15 protein-coding genes are annotated in these 16568 nt (G+C 71.0%); 8 read left to right on the top strand and 7 right to left on the bottom strand.

Features of this window, described 5'->3' with window-relative positions:
* Positions 1-343, top strand: a 343-nt coding sequence (locus tag Aph01nite_RS38705) for an aldehyde dehydrogenase family protein (protein WP_204046061.1), incomplete at its 5' end; no start/stop codon positions are given.
* Here the strand turns inward: Aph01nite_RS38705 and Aph01nite_RS38710 are convergent.
* The gene (locus tag Aph01nite_RS38710; protein ID WP_204046062.1) at positions 315-1742 is read right to left on the bottom strand and encodes an MFS transporter; all 1428 of its coding nucleotides are present in this window, start codon (positions 1740-1742) and stop codon (positions 315-317) included. The two genes, Aph01nite_RS38705 and Aph01nite_RS38710, sit on opposite strands and share 29 nt — an antisense overlap.
* A gap of 100 nt (positions 1743-1842) precedes the next feature.
* Here Aph01nite_RS38710 and Aph01nite_RS38715 point away from each other — a divergent pair, with 100 nt between their 5' ends.
* Both Aph01nite_RS38715 and Aph01nite_RS38720 read left to right on the top strand, forming a co-directional pair.
* Positions 1843-3048, top strand: a complete 1206-nt coding sequence (locus tag Aph01nite_RS38715; protein ID WP_204046063.1) for an extracellular solute-binding protein — start codon at positions 1843-1845, stop codon at positions 3046-3048.
* Positions 3049-3304: 256 nt separating this feature from the next.
* A complete protein-coding gene (locus Aph01nite_RS38720; RefSeq protein ID WP_204046064.1) occupies positions 3305-4519 on the top strand; it encodes a saccharopine dehydrogenase family protein in 1215 nt (404 codons plus the stop codon).
* Between the two features lie 4 nt (positions 4520-4523).
* On the opposite strand, the gene Aph01nite_RS38725 is transcribed toward Aph01nite_RS38720, so the two are convergent.
* Together Aph01nite_RS38725 and gabT are read right to left on the bottom strand one after the other, a co-directional pair.
* The gene (locus tag Aph01nite_RS38725; protein WP_204046065.1) at positions 4524-4736 is read right to left on the bottom strand and encodes a hypothetical protein; all 213 of its coding nucleotides are present in this window, start codon (positions 4734-4736) and stop codon (positions 4524-4526) included.
* Positions 4737-5062: 326 nt separating this feature from the next.
* Positions 5063-6415, bottom strand: coding sequence for a 4-aminobutyrate--2-oxoglutarate transaminase (gabT, locus tag Aph01nite_RS38730; protein WP_204046066.1), 1353 nt, complete (start codon positions 6413-6415; stop codon positions 5063-5065).
* Between the two features lie 220 nt (positions 6416-6635).
* Between gabT and Aph01nite_RS38735 the strand changes: the two genes are divergently transcribed.
* Positions 6636-8069, top strand: a complete 1434-nt coding sequence (locus Aph01nite_RS38735; protein ID WP_204046067.1) for a PucR family transcriptional regulator — start codon at positions 6636-6638, stop codon at positions 8067-8069.
* Between the two features lie 6 nt (positions 8070-8075).
* On the opposite strand, the gene Aph01nite_RS38740 is transcribed toward Aph01nite_RS38735, so the two are convergent.
* Positions 8076-8699, bottom strand: coding sequence for a TetR/AcrR family transcriptional regulator (locus tag Aph01nite_RS38740; protein ID WP_204046068.1), 624 nt, complete (start codon positions 8697-8699; stop codon positions 8076-8078).
* A gap of 228 nt (positions 8700-8927) precedes the next feature.
* Here Aph01nite_RS38740 and Aph01nite_RS38745 point away from each other — a divergent pair, with 228 nt between their 5' ends.
* A complete protein-coding gene (locus Aph01nite_RS38745; RefSeq protein WP_204046069.1) occupies positions 8928-10373 on the top strand; it encodes an aldehyde dehydrogenase family protein in 1446 nt (481 codons plus the stop codon).
* Between the two features lie 36 nt (positions 10374-10409).
* Positions 10410-11333: a polyphosphate kinase 2 gene (ppk2, locus tag Aph01nite_RS38750; protein WP_204046070.1), complete on the top strand. Its 924-nt coding sequence runs from the start codon at positions 10410-10412 to the stop codon at positions 11331-11333.
* Between the two features lie 4 nt (positions 11334-11337).
* Here ppk2 and Aph01nite_RS38755 read toward each other — a convergent pair whose 3' ends face one another.
* Genes Aph01nite_RS38755 through Aph01nite_RS38765 form a run of 3 tightly spaced genes read right to left on the bottom strand, consistent with a single transcriptional unit; the run spans position 11338 to position 13829 of the window.
* Complete coding sequence (locus tag Aph01nite_RS38755; RefSeq protein WP_204046071.1) at positions 11338-11778, bottom strand: GNAT family N-acetyltransferase; 441 nt, start codon at positions 11776-11778, stop codon at positions 11338-11340.
* 14 nt (positions 11779-11792) lie between these two features.
* Positions 11793-12722: a trypsin-like serine peptidase gene (locus Aph01nite_RS38760; RefSeq protein WP_239162307.1), complete on the bottom strand. Its 930-nt coding sequence runs from the start codon at positions 12720-12722 to the stop codon at positions 11793-11795.
* 51 nt (positions 12723-12773) lie between these two features.
* Positions 12774-13829, bottom strand: a complete 1056-nt coding sequence (locus tag Aph01nite_RS38765; RefSeq protein WP_204046072.1) for a trypsin-like serine peptidase — start codon at positions 13827-13829, stop codon at positions 12774-12776.
* Positions 13830-13994: 165 nt separating this feature from the next.
* Here Aph01nite_RS38765 and dxr point away from each other — a divergent pair, with 165 nt between their 5' ends.
* Positions 13995-15182 (top strand): 1-deoxy-D-xylulose-5-phosphate reductoisomerase, encoded by a 1188-nt coding sequence (gene dxr / locus Aph01nite_RS38770; protein ID WP_239162308.1) that lies wholly within the window; start codon positions 13995-13997, stop codon positions 15180-15182.
* A gap of 188 nt (positions 15183-15370) precedes the next feature.
* Positions 15371-16537, top strand: a complete 1167-nt coding sequence (ispG, locus tag Aph01nite_RS38775) for a flavodoxin-dependent (E)-4-hydroxy-3-methylbut-2-enyl-diphosphate synthase (RefSeq protein ID WP_204046074.1) — start codon at positions 15371-15373, stop codon at positions 16535-16537.
* Positions 16538-16568 lie beyond the last annotated feature (31 nt).

Below are 16568 nucleotides of genomic sequence, written 5' to 3' on the forward strand. Positions count from 1 at the left end.
CGGCCCGGTGCTGTCGATCGTCCGGGTCGCCTCGTACGAGGAGGGCCTGCACCTGATCAACACGGGCGAGTACGGCAACGGCACGGCGATCTTCACCAACGACGGCGGCGCGGCCCGGCGCTTCCAGAACGAGGTGGAGGTCGGCATGGTCGGCGTCAACGTGCCGATCCCGGTGCCGATGGCGTTCTACAGCTTCGGCGGCTGGAAGTCCTCCCTGTTCGGCGACACCCACGTGCACGGCGTGGAGGGGGTGCACTTCTACACCCGGGGCAAGGTCGTCACCTCCCGCTGGCTGGACCCGTCCCACGGCGGGGTCAACCTGGGGTTCCCGACGAACCGCTGAACGAGCCCGCTCCCCGGGGCAGCACGACCAGCACGACGGCCACCGTGATCGCCATCAGGCCCGCGCCGACCAGGAACGCCGCACTGGACCCCTGGAGGGGTGTGGCCTGGGTGGCCGCCACGGTGGCCAGCGCGGCCAGGCCGAGCGCGCCGCCGACCGTCCGGGCGGCGGTGAGCAGCCCGGACACCAGGCCCGAGTCGGAGCGCGTGATCCCGGACGTGCCGACCAGCGTGATCGGCGGATACGACACGCCCGCGCCCGCGCACATGAGCACGCCCGGGATGAAGACGCCGGTGAGGTAGCCGTCGGCCATCTGGGCCTGCCAGACCATGCCGCCCAGGCCGACCAGCGCGCCGGCGATGATCAGCGTGCGGTTCCCCATGCGGTGCAGCAACCACGGCGCGGCCCGCGAGGCGATGATCAGGGTCAGCGCGTGGGGCAGGAAGCCGACGCCGGCCTGGAGGGGCGTGTAGCCCATCTCTCCCTGCATGTGCAGGGACAGGAAGTACCACATGGACATGAAGATCGCGCCCATCAGGAACATCGCCATGCTGCTCCCGGCCACCAGCCGGTTCCGCAGCAGGCCGAGCGGCACCAGCGGCTGAGCCGTCCGCGACTGCACCAGCAGGAAGGCCGCCAGGCAGACCACCCCCGCCCCCAGCGGCAGTAGCGCCTCGGCCGACAGCCAGCCGAACTCGTGCGTCCGCACCGTGCCGAACGCCACGGCGGTGAGGCCGGTGGTGACCAGGATCGTGCCGAGCACGTCCAGCCGCCTGCCCTCCGCGTAGCGCTCGCGGGTGATCACGATCAGCGCGGTGACCACCAGGGCGACGCCGATCGGCACGTTGACCAGGAGCGTCCAGCGCCAGGACAGGTACTGGGTGAGCATGCCGCCGAGGGTGCCCCCGATCGCGCCGCCCGCCGCGCCGACGGCGGTCCAGCTGGCGATGGCCCTGGTCTGGCCCGGGCCCTTCGGGAACGTGGTGGTCAGGATGGTGAGCGTGGTCGGGGCGAGCACGGCCGCGCCCAGACCCTGCACGGCCCTGGCCGCGATCAGCTGGCCGGGCGTGGTGGCGATCCCGCCCAGCAGGCTGGCCAGCGTGAACAGGGACGCGCCCGTGACGAAGACCCGCCGCTCCCCGTAGATGTCCGAGGCCCGGCCGCCGAGCAGCAGCAGCCCGGCGAACGCCAGCACGTAGGCGTTGACCACCCACTGCAGGCCGGTGGGGGTGAGGCCGAGTTCCACGCCCATGGCGGGCAGTGCCACGTTCACGATCGACACGTCCAGCACCACCACGAGCTGGCCCAGGCAGGCCAGGACGAGGACGACCGTCGCCTTCCGTTCCAGTCGGCCGGGCGAGCCGGGGGAGAGCGAGGACGGCGGCGTCTGGGCGGTCATGCCGCTGACTTTACGCAGCCCCGCCGACAATCCGCCGCTCCGTTTTTGGGCCACGGGCGCGCCGAGTAGGCTCGGGGCGTCTAACTCAGGGAGGGGAGCCGTGCGGATCGCGCGCCTGATGGTTGCCGCGGTGCTGCTCGCCACGGGTTGCGGCCAGGCGGGGACGGCCTCCGCCCCGATCTCGGCCCGCCCGTCATCGAGCCTCAGCCCGAGCCCGACCCCCACTCCCAGCCCCACCCCGAGCCTCAGTCCGAGTCTGAGTCCGAGTCCGAGTCCCGTGGGCACCGGCGAAGGCGCGCTCGTCGTGCTCGCGCCGCGCGGCCACGTCGAATGGGGCGGCACCGACCCGCAGGTCAACTGGGTGGCCCCCTTCGAGTCCGCCACCGGCTGCAAGGTCAACTACCGCCCCTTCGCGTACGACCCGGCCGCCGACCAGAGCGAGGCCCTGGACCCCGAGGCGTTCGACGTGCTCGCGGCTCCGCCCGACCTGGCCGGCCGGATGGCCGCCGAGCAGCGGGTGGCCGTGATCGACACCCGCCGGGTGGAGGGCTACCACGACATCCCCAAACGGCTGCGCGACGCCGCCGGCGGCCACGCGGTGCCGTACCTGTGGGACCGGAACGCGCTGCTCTACGACAGCGACAAGGTGAGCCCGCGCGACGCCGAGGCCGCGTACGGGGACGAGGGGCCGGTGCTGATCCGGGACACGCCGCTGAGCATCGCGGACGCGGCGCTCCGGCAGGGCGCCGAGGATCCGTTCGCGCTGACCCCCGAGCAGCTCGACGCCGCGGTGGAGCTGCTGGCGCGGGAGGGCGAGCGCGTCTACTGGCGAGATCCGCTGCGGGTGGTCTCCGGGTTCGCGGCCGGGACGGCCAGGTACGGGCAGGGCACGCCGTATCTGCTGAACGCGCTGGAGCGGGCCGGGAAGCCGGTCGGGGCGGTCGCGGAGAAGCGGGTCACCGGGTGGCAGGACGCCTGGCAGGTGTCGGCGGAGGCGGCCCACCCCGAGTGCGCCTACCAGTGGCTGAGCTGGGTGACCTCGGTGGAGACGCAGCGCAAGGCCGCCGCCTGGACCGGCATGGCCCCGGCCAACGCCGAGGTGTGCGAGGAGGCGGCGCCCGAGGAGGTGGAGGCGTCGGTGCGGGAGCGCGCCGAACGGGTCTGCGGCCTCTACGGAGTCGGCACCTCGCAGGCGTTCAAGGGAGTTTCCTTTGCCGATTACCCGACGAAGGATTGCCCGGGCGAGGACGGGGAATGCACTGACTACGCGCAGTGGGTCGACCGCTGGAAGCAGCTGGTGAACTAGCCGCGCGGTCCTCAATACGGCTGTCCGGAGAGCCTGAGCCCAGGCTCCCGCCCAGGGCTGCGAGCGCGCCCGTCCCCCGCGGGGAGGCGCTTGCCTAACAGGGGCGTTTCGAGTGCTCCCCCCGACCTCGGAACGCCCCGCCGTATGTCCAGACCCGGTCCAGGGCCCCCCGCCTGCGGATTTCGTTGATTGAACGACCAGTCGAAACGGCTTCCTTTATTGAATGGTCAGTCAGTCAACTGATACCGTCTTTCGCATGCGAATCCTGCTTGTCGGCGCAGGTGGCGTGGGCTCCGCCGTGGTCCCCATCGCCGCGCGCCGTGACTTCTTCGAGCACATCGTCGTCGCCGACTACGAGAAGGACCGGGCGGCCGCCGTAGTCGACAAGGTGGTCGACAAGGTGGGAGACCAGCGGTTCAGCGCGATCGCGCTGGACGCCTCCGACGCCGACGCCGTCGAGGCCGCCCTGCGCGACCACCGCTGCGACGTGCTGTTCAACGCCGTCGATCCGCGCTTCGACATGCCCCTGTTCCGAGCCGCCCTGAACGCGGGCGCGCACTACCTGGACATGGCCATGTCGTTGTCGGTGCGCCACCCCGCCAGGCCGTACGAGCTGCCGGGGGTGAAGCTGGGGGACGAGCAGTTCGCGCTGGCCGACCAGTGGCGGGCCAAGGACCGGCTGGCGCTGGTCGGGATGGGCGTGGAGCCCGGACTGGCCGACGTGTTCGCCCGGTACGCGGCCGACCACCTGTTCCAGAGCATCGACGAGATCGGGGTGCGCGACGGCGGCAACCTCACCGTCGACGGCTACGACTTCGCGCCCACCTTCTCCATCTGGACCACCATCGAGGAGTGCCTCAACCCGCCCATCGTCTGGGAGAACGGCGACTGGCACACGACCGAGCCGTTCAGCGAGCCGGAGGTCTTCGAGTTCCCCGACGGCATCGGCCCGGTGGAGTGCGTCAACGTCGAGCACGAGGAGGTGCTGCTGGTGCCGCGCTGGGTGGACGCCAAGCGGGTCACCTTCAAGTACGGCCTCGGCGCCGAGTTCATCGACGTCCTCAAGACGCTCCGCAAACTCGGCCTGGACTCCACCGACACGCTCTCCGTGAAGGGCGTACGGGTCTCCCCGCGGGACGTGGTCGCCGCCAGCCTGCCCGACCCCGCCACCCTGGGCGCCCGGATGACCGGCAAGACCTGCGCGGGCACCTGGGTCAAGGGTGTCGGCAAGGACGGCACGCCGCGCGAGGTGTACCTGTACCACGTGGTCGACAACGAGTGGTCCATGCGGGAGTACGGCTGCCAGGCCGTGGTCTGGCAGACGGCCGTGCATCCGGTGGTGGCGCTGGAACTGGTGGCCACCGGGGTCTGGCGGGGAACCGGGGTGCTGGGCCCGGAGGCCTTCGACTCGGTGCCCTTCCTTGAGCTGCTCAACGCGTACGGGTCGCCGTGGAGCATGCGCGACCAGTAGGGGTTCATGAGAACGCGCGGGAGTGGCGCGGGACGGGGACCGGGCCCTCCTGCGGCGGCAGCAGCGCCTCGGCGCAGTCGTCGCAGGCGTGGACGGGGGCGGAGTTGGGCAGCCGGCCCACCACCACGCGGGGCCTGGGCCACTTCTTGTGGCAGACCACGCACGCGTCGCCGTCGCGCTGAACCGAGGTGAGCCCGACGGGATCGAAAGTCAACATGGTCCGCCCGCTTCCCGGTCCATCGGATCCAGCGAGGGGACCGCGGGGTTCACCCGGCAGGGGAATCGCTTCCCGGATACGGTTCTGGTGTTCGAAACGGGCAGGGCTTGTCCGTCGCCTGCCCCGACTGGGGAAAGCGAGAAGCCGCTTCCTTCAGGGAGCGGAGGAGTCACACGCATCCATCCCTTCGGTCGTATACGGGAACCGTTATAACGCGGTTACTGCGCGTGATCGACTAGGTCGATGTCAAGGTGCGGTTAAATGACGGAAACGCGGAACAACAAAAAGGGCACCCGACCGCAAGCCGGGTGCCCTTGGGGTGGAGCTCAGATCTCCGCGACCACCTTTTCGAGGATGGTGAGCCCCTCCTCCAGCAGGTGCTCGGGGATGACCAGCGGCGGGAGGAAGCGCAGCACGTTGCCGTAGGTCCCCGCGGTCAGGACGATCAGGCCCTCCGCGTGGCAGCGCCTGGCGATCTCGGCCGCGGCGGTCGGGTGCGGGTCCTTGGTGCCGGGCGTGACCAGCTCGATCGCGGTCATCGCGCCCCGGCCGCGGACGTCGCCGACGATCTCGAAGCGTTCCTGGAGCGAGCGCAGCCGGGGCAGCATGATCTCGCCGATCCTGGCGGCCCGCTCGACCAGGGCCTCCTCCTCGATGGCGGTCAGCACGCCCAGCGCCGCCTCGCAGGCCAGCGGGTTGCCGCCGTAGGTGCCGCCGAGCCCGCCGACGTGCACGGCGTCGAGCAGGTCGGCCCGGCCGGTCACCGCGGCCAGCGGCAGGCCGCCCGCGATGCCCTTCGCCGTGGTGATGATGTCGGGCACGATGCCCTCGTCCTCGCAGGCGAACAGATTGCCGGTCCTGGCGAAGCCGGTCTGCACCTCGTCCGCGATGAAGACGATCCCGTTGGCCCTGCAGAACTCCTGGATCTTCGGCAGGAAGCCGCGCGCGGGCACGATGAACCCGCCCTCGCCCGCGATCGGCTCGATCACCACGGCGGCCACGTTGCCGGCCCCGATCTGCTTGTTGATCATGTCGATGGCCTGGGCGGCGGCCTCCTCCGCGCAGTTCTCGGGCCCGGAGGGCCAGCGGTACGGGTAGGCCAGCGGCACCCGGTAGACCTCCGGCGCGAACGGCCCGAAGCCCTGCTTGTACGGCATGTTCTTGGCGGTCAGCGTCATGGTCAGCAGGGTGCGCCCGTGGTAGCCGTGGTCGAACACCACGACGGCGGGGCGGCCGGTGGCGTGCCTGGCCACCTTGACCGCGTTCTCCACGGCCTCGGCGCCGCTGTTCACCAGGAACGTGCGCTTCTCGTGGTCGCCGGGGGTGAGCGCGTTGAGCTTCTCGCAGACCGCGACGTACGACTCGTACGGGGTGATCATGAAGCAGGTGTGGGTGAAGTCGCCGACCTGCCTGCGCACCCGCTCGACCACGTGCGGCGCGGCGTTGCCGACGTTGGTCACCGCGATGCCGGAGCCGAAGTCGATGAGTGAGTTGCCGTCGGCGTCCACCACCACGCCACCGCCGGCGCGGGTCACGAAGACCGGCAGCGTGGTGCCGATGCCCGGGGGCACGGCGGCCTGCTTGCGGGCGAGCAGCTCCCGCGAGCGCGGGCCGGGGATCTCGGTGACGAGGCGGCGCTCCTGCGGCAGCGCGGGGCCGCCCTCAGCTGTGGTGGTCATACTTCCGACGTTACGACTCCCGCTCCCCGCTGCCGATGCTCCGGCATGGAACAATTGACACTCCCGGCTTGGCCGGAATGCACAATCACGGCTTGGCCGCGCCGGTGTCTGGACTGAGGAACGCAGGGTCGCGGAGCGGCCCGGAGAGACGAAGGAAGACACCGGCTGCGAAGCGGCCGAGCCCGCCGAGCCGGAGGCTCGGCCATGTAACGGAGGGTTAGTGGCGCCTAGTTTGCGCAGGGTGGCGGCGCTGGACGCGCTGCGGCTGCGGCTGCTCGCGGGGGCAAGGGCGCTGGAACGGCCGGTGCGGTGGGTCGCGGTGAGCGAGCTGGAGGATCCTACGCCGTTCCTGGAGGGCGACGAGCTGGTGCTGACCACGGGCATGCGGCTGGGCTCGCAGGACGCGAAGGCGTACGTGTCGCGGCTGGTGGCGCGGGGGGCGGCCGGGCTCGGGTTCGGGGTGGGGCTGACCCACGAGGAGATCCCCGACGGGTTCGTGCGGGCGGCCGAGGAGGCCGGGCTGCCGCTGGTGGAGGTGCCCAGGGACACGCCGTTCATCGCCATCGGCAAGGCGGTCAGCGAGCTGATCGCGGCCGAACGGTATGAGGAGATCCGGGGGGCTTTCGCCGCGCAGGGCCGGCTGACCAGGGCGGCGCTCCAGCCGGAGGGCGTGGAGGCGGTCGTGGACCGGCTGTCCCGCGAGATCGGCGGCTGGGTCCTGCTCCTCGACGAAGCCGGAAATATCAGACATGCGGCTGGGGAGCCCACAAGGCCGTTCGAGGATCGGGCAGCCGCGCTGGCGCCCGAGGTGGCCCGGCTGCGCGCGGCCGGCGCGCCCGCGAGCGTGGCGCTGGCCACTCCCGGCGAGCACGTGGTCGTGCAGCCGCTCGGCCGGCGCGGCTTCGTCGCGGTCGGCTGCGCCCGGCCCTTCACCGCCATCGGCCACACCATCGTCAACGCCGCCGCGTCCCTGCTGACCCTCGGCCTGGAGCAGGGCAGTGGTCCGCGGGAGGGCGGGCGGCGGGTCCGGGCCGCCGTCCTGCGCCTGCTGCTGGCCGGGGAGGTCCAGGGCGCGGCCGAGACGCTCGCAGAACTCGGCGCGGAACTTCCGGCCACCCCGTTCGCCGTGCTCGCCTGCGACACCCCCGACCCGGACGCGCTGGTCGCCCGCCTGCCCTGCTTCACCGCGCCGTACGGCCAGACGACCGTCGCGCTGGCTCCCGCGTCGGAGGCCGACGCCCTGGCCGCGCTGGCCGCCGCGCACGGGCGGGTCGGCGTCAGCAACCCCGGGGACGATCTGCGCACCGCCATCGACCAGGCGGAACAGGCGCTCGTCACGGCGAACCCGGTGGCCCGCTTCGCCGACCTGGCCGGTCAGGGGCTGCTCTCCCTGGTCGATCCGCAGGCCGCCCGCGCCTTCGCCGCCGCCCTGCTCGCCCCCCTGCACGCGTACGGCTCCCGCGCCGACCTGGTGACCTCGCTCCACGCGTACCTGGCCTGCAACGGGCACTGGGACGCGGCCGCGCAGCGCCTCAGCGTGCACCGCCACACGCTGCGTTACCGGATGCGCAGGGTCAGCGAGCTGCTCGGCAGGGATCTGGACGACCCGGCGGTCCGCGCCGAGCTCTGGATCGCCCTGGCGTTCAACGTCTGATGCGCGTCAGCGTCTGACGAGGAAGTGAGTGATCACCGCGGTGGTGACCATGTCGTAGGTGCCGCTGTCGGACAGGTGCCCGGCACGTTCCAGACTGATGGCGCCCTGCGCCGCCGCCCACAGCGCGTCCGCGACCTTCCGGGGCTGGGTGGGGGTCATGTACCCCGCCGAGATGCAGTCCGCGATCACCCGGTCGATGATGTTGAGCGCCGCCCTGGCCAGCGTCCTGGCCCGCTCGCTCGGCACGAATCCCGGGATGGCCCGCTCGAACATGAGGCTGTAGTAGCCGGGCTCCGCCAGCGCCGCCTCGCGGTAGACCGGCTGGAGCGCCAGGAGGTACTCGTACGGGTCGGCCCGGTGCGTGACCGCCGCCAGCCGCCGCCGGAACCGCTCGAAGCCTTCCAGGTAGAGCGCCTCGGCCAGGCCTTCCTTGCTGCCGAACATGGTGTAGATGACGGTGGTGGCGCAGCCTGCCTCGGCGGCGATGCGGCGGACGGTGAGACTCTCCGGACCTGACGCCATCAGCAGCTCGCTGGCCACATCGAGAAGCCGGGTGCGGACCTCGTCGTATCCGCTGCGCTCGCCGAGGGCGTAGGCACCTTGAAGACCGAGCGGCGCCGGGGTACCCATGAGCCACGAGCCCTTCTCGTCGAGTGGGCCCTGGCGTGGACCCGCGTCTTGACTTAACCACGCCACGAACGCTTCAAACCGCCCCGCAACGGAAAACATCCCGAAATTGCTGCGCATCCGTGACATCGCTCTGAAACATGAGTAGTTGTCCAGCGTGGCGGGTCGGACGGATGAGATTGTGCGACCCGGAGTAAGGCCCTGTCAGGCGGGCTGGCATAGCGTGAAAATATGACTACCTCGCCGGGAAATCCCCTTCGTCCCTTCTGGCTGGCCGGCCGTCCCGCGACCGGCGAGACCGAGCTGACCATCACCAACTCCCATGACGGACGGGTGGTGGGGGTGCATGCCGTACCCACGGACGAGCAGGTGGAGGAGGCGGTGGCCGCGGCGCACGCGGTGCGCGGGCAGGCGGCGGCGCTGCCGATCCACGTGCGGGCCGAGGCGCTCGCGCACGTCTCGCGCCGGATCGCCGAACGGGCGGACGAGATCGCCCGGCTGATCAGCGGCGAGAACGGGAAGCCGATCTTCTGGGCGCGCGGCGAGGTGAACCGCGCGGTGGCCACCTTCCGGTTCGCCGCCGAGGAGACCCGCAGGTTCAGCGGCGAGGTGCAGCGGCTGGACACCGAGCCGGCCGCGCAGGGCCGCCTGGCCTATGTCACGCGCGTGCCATACGGCCCGGTGCTGGCGATCACGCCGTTCAACTTCCCGCTCAACCTGGTCGCGCACAAGGTGGCCCCCGCCATCGCCGTCGGCGCGCCGGTCGTGGTCAAGCCGGCCCCGGCGACCCCGCTGTCCTCGCTGGTCCTGGGCGAGATCCTGGCCGAGACCGACCTCCCCGAGGGCATGTTCTCGATCCTCCCCGTGCCCAACGACCGCGCCGGCGCGCTGGTGGAGGACCCGCGCCTGCCCGTCGTCTCCTTCACCGGCTCAGGCCCGGTCGGGTACGCCATCGCCGACCGGGTGCCGCGCAAGCACGTGACCCTGGAGCTCGGCGGCAACGCGGCCGCGGTCGTGCTGGCCGACGCCGACCTGGACTGGGCGGCCGGCCGGATCGCGCTGTTCTCCAACTACCAGGCCGGGCAGAGCTGCATCGCGGTGCAGCGCGTGATCGTCGAGGACGCGGTCGCCGACGAGTTCGCCGGCAAGCTGGTCGCCGCCGTCGGCGGCCTCGTCACCGGCGACCCCGGCGACGAGAAGACGCAGGTCGGTCCGCTGGTCTCGGTCAAGGCCGCGGAACGTGTGGAGTCCTGGGTGGCCGAGGCCGTGGACGCCGGGGCCCGCGTGCTGGCCGGCGGGACCAGGGACGGCGCGACCGTCGCCCCCACCGTCCTGGCCGACGTGCCCGCCGACGCCAAGGTCGTCGACGAGGAGGTCTTCGGGCCGGTCCTGGTGCTCCAGCGGGTGGCCGGCGTGGACGAGGCCTTCGCCGCCGTCAACGACTCCCGCTACGGGCTGCAGGCCGGGGTGTTCACCCGCAGCCTGGACACCGCCTTCCGGGCCAACCGGGAGCTGGAGGTGGGCGGCGTGATCATCGGTGACGTGCCGTCGTACCGGGCCGACCAGATGCCGTACGGCGGGGTCAAGGAATCCGGCGTGGGACGGGAGGGACTGCGTTCCGCGATGGCCGATTTCACCTATGAAAAGGTCATGGTCATCACTGGACTATCCCTATGATTCTGGGCGTTTACCCAGGTGTGCGATCCTGGTCAAATGACCCCGAATTCGGATGAAGTAGTGGTGGACCTTCTCGACCACACTCCTGGGCTCTGGGTCGACGACGACGATGACGACGACCCGATCCTGGTCCGGGCGGACGGCCGGCCGGTGGACACCTGGCGCGAGCACTACCCGTACGACGAGCGCATGGACCGGCCGCGCTACGACCGGGAGAAGCGGCTGCTCCAGATCGAGCTGCTGAAGCTCCAGTACTGGATCAAGAGCTCGCGCAGCCGGGTGGTCATCATCTTCGAGGGCCGGGACGCGGCCGGCAAAGGCGGCACCATCAAGCGGTTCATGGAGCACCTCAACCCGCGCGGCGCCACCGTCGTCGCGCTGGAGAAGCCCAGCGAGCGCGAGAGCACGCAGTGGTACTTCCAGCGCTACACCGCCCACCTCCCGGCCGCCGGGGAACTGGTGATGTTCGACCGCTCCTGGTACAACCGCGCCGGAGTCGAGCGCGTCATGGGCTTCTGCACCCAGGCCGAGTACGAGGAGTTCATGTTCCAGGCCCCGCTGTTCGAGCGCATGCTCGTCCGCGACGGCATCCACCTGGTCAAGTTCTGGTTCTCCGTCTCCCGCACCGAGCAGCGCACCCGGTTCATCATCCGCCAGGTCGATCCGGTACGGCGCTGGAAGCTGTCGCCGATGGACATCGCCTCCCTGGACCGCTGGGACGACTACACGGCGGCCAAGGAGGACGTCTTCCTCAACACCAGCACGGACATCGCGCCGTGGACGGTGATCAAGAGCAATGACAAGAAACGCGCCCGGCTCGAGGCCATGCGCCACGTGCTGTCCCTGTTCGACTACGACGACAAGGACAAGCACGTGGTCGGCACGCCCGACCCCCAGATCGTGCTCTCCGCCGCCGAGAGCATGGAAGAGGACCACAGCGGCCACGCGTACGAACTGTGACGCGTCACAGCGGCTTCTCGAAGCAGGCGCTCTGGGTGTTCCCGACGTACGGGCCGAACAGCGGGATCGGGACGAAGCCCGCGCCGGTGTAGAGGGCGATCACGTCGTCGAAGGTCCGGCCGGTCTCCAGCCGGAGGGCGGTCACGCCGCCGGCCGCCGCCATCGTCTCGATCTCGGCCAGCATCGCGCGGGCCACGCCCCGGCCGCGCTCGGCGGGCTTGACGTACATGCGCTTGAGCTCGCCCACGCCCGGCTCCAGGGGCTGGAGGGCGGCGCAGCCGATCGCCTCGCCCGCCGACCAGGCGACCACGAAGGAGATACGCGGGTCGAGGACCTTGGGGGAGTCGTCGAAGGCGACCCGGTCCCGTTCGGCCAGTTCGGCCTGCTGCGCCAAGCAGAGGGTGACCACGGCGGGATGAGTCGGGGCTTCCCGGGTGATTTCCATGCGGGCACCGTACGTTACGCGCGCTCGGCCGTCTGGTAGAGGGTCTTGGCGGCGCTGCCGAAGTACGGGCCGTACATGGTGCCGTGGTCGTTGCTGTACTTGAAGCTGCTCACCGAGGTGACCGTGCCCCTGCCGGTGGCCTGGTCGAAGCCGGAGAGCCAGGGGCCGCCGCTGGCCCCGGCGGTGAGGTCGCAGCGCAGGCCCTGGTCGTAGGTCTGGTCGTGCGGGTCGGGCTTGGTGTCGCCGGCGCAGTACATGAGCTTCTCGCCGTCGTACGGCGGGTCGGCGGGGAAGCCGAAGCCGTGGGCGGGCCGGCCGCGCGGCGTGTTGAAGCCGATCTCCTGGGCCCCGATCACGTCGGCCAGGTGCTTGCCGTTCTGCCTGGCCACCGCCACCATGCCGACGTCGTAGCTGTCGTCGCCACTGCGCGACCAGGGCCCCGCCACGAACATCCGCCGCGCCGCGAACGACCCGTACGGCTTGCGCCCGGCGTCGTACCCCGGGACGAAGGTCCAGTTCTCCGCCCACGAGCCGGTGCCGTCCTTGACGCAGTGCCCCGCGGTGACCACCAGGTCCTTGTTGGCCCCCCGGATCGACCCCGCCGAGCAGACGAAGTCGACGCCGTCCATGGTCAGGAACACCCGCCCGGTGGTCCTGGCCACCGCGCCCCCCGCGCTCCACCGCGCCCCGCTGGTGGCCACCGCCGCCGCCCGCTGGTGCTCCTGCCGGCTCCCGGCCGGCAGCACCGCCCCGGCGACCCGGCCCAGGACCGGCAGCAGGCCGAGCGGGCGGGCCGCGGCCATGCGTTCCGCCGTCCAGTACCGGGCGGGGGCCACGGCCGCCGTGTGCTCGGCGACGTGCTCCGCCACGTCGGGGACTCTGGCCGGGCCGGACGGCCCGAGGAGTGCGAGCGCGGCGGTAAGCAGGGGGATGCTCGGGGTCATGGCATCCGAGTTTGGACCACGAAACGTGGTCCAGTGGCTACTTTCGGTAAATCATGTGAGTGAAGTCCGCTGCGCGGCGTTGTACAGCGCCTGCGCCTCGGCACCGAAGTAGGGGCCGAACATCCAGTAGTTGGCGAAGTTGTACTTGAAGCTGTTCACCGAGTTGAGCAGCCCGAGCCCGGTGTTCTCGTTGAAGGCGATGAACCACGGCCCGCCGCTGGACCCGCCGGTCATGTCACAGTTCAGCCCGACATCTTCCGACATCAGGAAGTCGTCGAAGGCCCGCCCGCTGCAGTAGATCAACCGCGACCCGTTGTACGGCGACGCCGCCGGATACCCGAAGGCGTACATCTGGCGTCCCCGGCTCTGGTTGAACGCGATGCCCTGCCCGCCCACGGCCTCGGTGAGCAGCTTGCCGTTGAGCGGGGCGACCACGGCCGCGGCCAGGTCGAAGTTCATGTCCTCGCTGGAGTTCCACTGCGGCGTGGTGAGCAGGCTGGTGGCCACCCAGGTGCCGTGCGGCCGGTTGCCCTGGTCGTAGCCGGGCACGAAGACCCAGTTGCTGTGGAACGATCCGCCGATCTTCACGCAGTGCCCCGCGGTGATCACCACGCTGCGGTTGGCGCTGGTCACGGCGTTCCCGGAGCAGGAGGCGTTGCGCCCGGCGCTGGAGCCCGAGGTGACGGTGAAGAAGACCCGGCCGACGGTGTCGACGATGGCGCCGTCGGAGGTCCAGCGCTCGCCGGTGCTGCGCGGAGAGGCCGCGCCGGCCTCGGCGGCGGTGAGGCTCAGCGTGGGCTTGATCGTGGCGGGCTTGCCGTCCGGCAGGTCCAGCAGGGCGGAGCTGACGAACCGGCGCGCGGAGGCGGCGGGCGCGTCCAGCGGCTTGGCCGCCTCCATCCGGGCCTCGGTCCAGTAATTGGCCACCGAGCGCTGCTCGGTCCTGGTGTCGGCGGCCTCGAAGGTGATCGGCTTGGGCGCCGCCGTGACGCGCTGGGCGGCCGGCGAACTGTACGCGGGGGAGGCGGGCAGCAGGGCAACGGCGAGGGCGGGTAAAGCGAGCAGGGGAGCCAGGCGGGCGAAGTGGCGACGCGCCGAGCGGTGCATTGCGTACCTCCGTTATCGGATGTCCTGACGCGCGAAATTAGCGAGCGCTATCCCGCTTTTCTCTTCGTATGCAGATACGGATATGGCAGGACTCGGGCACAGATGTTGTGGTTTCTCACGCGTCTCAGTGGTGGGGGTTCCGGGTGGGTGCGTGAGAATGGGCGGGTGGATTCCGAAACCCCGCGCTCCGAAACCCCGCGCTCCGTCGTCCTGCTCGGCTCGACCGGCTCGATCGGCACTCAGGCGCTCGATGTCATGGCCCGCAACCGGTTCCGGGTGGCCGCGCTGGCCGCCGGGGGAGGGCGGGTGGACCTGCTGGCGCGGCAGGCCGCCGAGTTCGGGGTGGCGGTGGTGGCGGTGGCCGATCCGCGTGCCGTACCGGCGCTGAAGGAGGCGCTGGCCGGGCTGGGGGCGGATCCGGTGGTGCTGGCCGGGCCCGAGGGGGTCGCCGAGGTGGCGGCCTGGCCGTGCGACGTGGTGCTCAACGGGATCACCGGGGCGCTGGGGCTGACCTCCACGCTGGCCGCGCTGGAGGCGGGCCGGGTGCTGGCGCTGGCCAACAAGGAGTCGCTGATCATCGGCGGGCCGCTGGTCAAGCGGCTGGCCAAGCCCGGACAGTTGCTGCCGGTGGACTCCGAGCACTCGGCGCTGGCCCAGTGCCTGTGGGCGTCGGGGCCGTCCGGCCCGGACCTGCGGGTGGTGCGGCGGCTGGTGGTGACCGCCAGCGGTGGCCCGTTCCGCGGCCGGAGCAGGGCGGACCTGGGCGAGGTGACCCCGGAGATGGCGCTCAACCACCCCACCTGGTCGATGGGCCCGGTGATCACCATCAACTCGGCCACCCTGGTCAACAAGGGCCTGGAGGTGATCGAGGCGCACCTGCTGTTCGACATCCCCTTCGACCGCATCGAGGTGGTCGTGCACCCGCAGTCGATCATCCACTCCATGGTCGAGTTCGTGGACGGCTCGACCGTCGCCCAGGCCAGCCCGCCCGACATGCGCCTGCCGATCGCGCTGGCCCTGGGCCACCCGGGCCGCCTCCCGGAGGTCTCCCCGCCGGTCGACTGGACCAGGGCGCACACCTGGACCTTCGAGCCCCTCGACGACGACGCGTTCCCGTCGGTCGCCCTGGCCCGCCAGGTGGGCGAGCAGGGCGGCACGGCCCCCGCGGTCTACAACGCGGCCAACGAGGTCTGCGTGGACGCCTTCATGAAGGGCGGCCTGCCCTTCCTCGGGATCGTGGACACGGTCGCCAAGGTGGTCGGCGAGCACTCCCCGGGCCGGGCGGAGTCCGTGGCCGAGGTGCTGGGCGCGGACGAGTGGGCAAGGGCGAGGGCCCTGGAGCTGACCGCGTAGGGCGTTCGACGGCTGACGGGCCGGTGCCTAGCGGGATAATTCCGTACGAACAGGGAAGGGGCTCCAACCTTCGGCCGGGTAGGGTCGGAGTGGAAGCTGGAGTGACTGGTGGGCGCGCGGGTTGGCGTGTTCATGGCACTGCCTAGACTTGCACTGTCGGGAACGTGCCATGAGCGCAAGGTGCTGAAATGACTGTTGATCTTGGGATTCCCTCGATTCCGCTGAAGCCGATCGCCACGCGGCGGGTCTCTCGGCAGATCCACGTGGGTTCTGTGCCGGTGGGCGGCGACGCCCCGGTTTCGGTCCAGTCCATGACGACCACCTTGACCTCCGACGTGAACGCGACACTCCAGCAGATCGCGGAGCTGACGGCGTCCGGTTGCCAGATCGTGCGGGTGGCGGTGCCGTCCCAGGACGACGCCGACGCGTTGCCGATGATCGCCAGGAAGTCCCAGATCCCCGTGATCGCGGACATCCACTTCCAGCCCAAGTACGTCTTCGCCGCCATCGAGGCCGGCTGCGCGGCCGTCCGGGTCAACCCCGGCAACATCAAGAAGTTCGACGACAAGGTGGGCGAGATCGCGCGGGCCGCCAAGGACCACGGCGTGCCCATCCGGATCGGCGTCAACGCCGGCTCGCTCGACCCCCGGCTGCTCCAGAAGTACGGCAAGGCCACCCCCGAGGCGCTGGTCGAGTCGGCCCTGTGGGAGTGCTCGCTGTTCGAGGAGCACGACTTCAGGGACATCAAGATCTCGGTCAAGCACAACGACCCGGTGGTCATGATCAAGGCGTACCGGCTGCTGGCGCAGAAGTGCGACTACCCGCTGCACCTGGGCGTGACCGAGGCGGGCCCGGCCTTCCAGGGCACGATCAAGTCCGCGGTGGCCTTCGGCTCGCTGCTGGCCGACGGCATCGGCGACACCATCCGGGTCTCGCTGTCCGCCCCGCCGGTGGAGGAGATCAAGGTCGGCATCCAGATCCTGGAGTCCCTCAACCTGCGCAAGCGCGGCCTGGAGATCGTCTCCTGCCCGTCCTGCGGGCGCGCCCAGGTGGACGTGTACACGCTGGCCGAGCAGGTGCACGCGGGTCTGGACGGTCTGAAGGTCCCGCTCCGCGTCGCCGTCATGGGCTGCGTCGTCAACGGCCCCGGCGAGGCCCGCGAGGCCGACCTGGGCGTCGCCTCCGGCAACGGCAAGGGCCAGATCTTCGTGAAGGGCCAGGTCATCAAGACCGTGCCCGAGTCCCAGATCGTCGAGACCCTGATCGAGGAGGCCCTCCGCCTCGCCGAGGAGATGGGCATCGACGTCGACCTGGACGACGACGACGCCCCCGGCCCCCAGGTGATCGTCAGCTAGCCGACGGCTTCGACTTCTCCGGAGGTCCCGG

It is taken from the genome of Acrocarpospora phusangensis (assembly GCF_016862995.1).
In the GTDB taxonomy this organism is placed as follows: domain Bacteria; phylum Actinomycetota; class Actinomycetes; order Streptosporangiales; family Streptosporangiaceae; genus Acrocarpospora; species Acrocarpospora phusangensis.

What these genes read in the sequence shown, in the direction of transcription:
- ppk2 (WP_204046070.1), top strand. Translation starts at nt 10,410, where the DNA reads ATGACCCCGAATTCGGATGAAGTAGTGGTGGACCTTCTCGACCACACT.
- Aph01nite_RS38725 (WP_204046065.1), bottom strand. Translation starts at nt 4,736, where the DNA reads ATGTTGACTTTCGATCCCGTCGGGCTCACCTCGGTTCAGCGCGACGGC.
- ispG (WP_204046074.1), top strand. Translation starts at nt 15,371, where the DNA reads ATGACTGTTGATCTTGGGATTCCCTCGATTCCGCTGAAGCCGATCGCC.
- Aph01nite_RS38710 (WP_204046062.1), bottom strand. Translation starts at nt 1,742, where the DNA reads ATGACCGCCCAGACGCCGCCGTCCTCGCTCTCCCCCGGCTCGCCCGGC.
- Aph01nite_RS38720 (WP_204046064.1), top strand. Translation starts at nt 3,305, where the DNA reads ATGCGAATCCTGCTTGTCGGCGCAGGTGGCGTGGGCTCCGCCGTGGTC.
- Aph01nite_RS38745 (WP_204046069.1), top strand. Translation starts at nt 8,928, where the DNA reads ATGACTACCTCGCCGGGAAATCCCCTTCGTCCCTTCTGGCTGGCCGGC.
- Aph01nite_RS38755 (WP_204046071.1), bottom strand. Translation starts at nt 11,778, where the DNA reads ATGGAAATCACCCGGGAAGCCCCGACTCATCCCGCCGTGGTCACCCTC.
- Aph01nite_RS38765 (WP_204046072.1), bottom strand. Translation starts at nt 13,829, where the DNA reads ATGCACCGCTCGGCGCGTCGCCACTTCGCCCGCCTGGCTCCCCTGCTC.
- Aph01nite_RS38740 (WP_204046068.1), bottom strand. Translation starts at nt 8,699, where the DNA reads ATGGGTACCCCGGCGCCGCTCGGTCTTCAAGGTGCCTACGCCCTCGGC.
- gabT (WP_204046066.1), bottom strand. Translation starts at nt 6,415, where the DNA reads ATGACCACCACAGCTGAGGGCGGCCCCGCGCTGCCGCAGGAGCGCCGC.
- Aph01nite_RS38760 (WP_239162307.1), bottom strand. Translation starts at nt 12,722, where the DNA reads ATGACCCCGAGCATCCCCCTGCTTACCGCCGCGCTCGCACTCCTCGGG.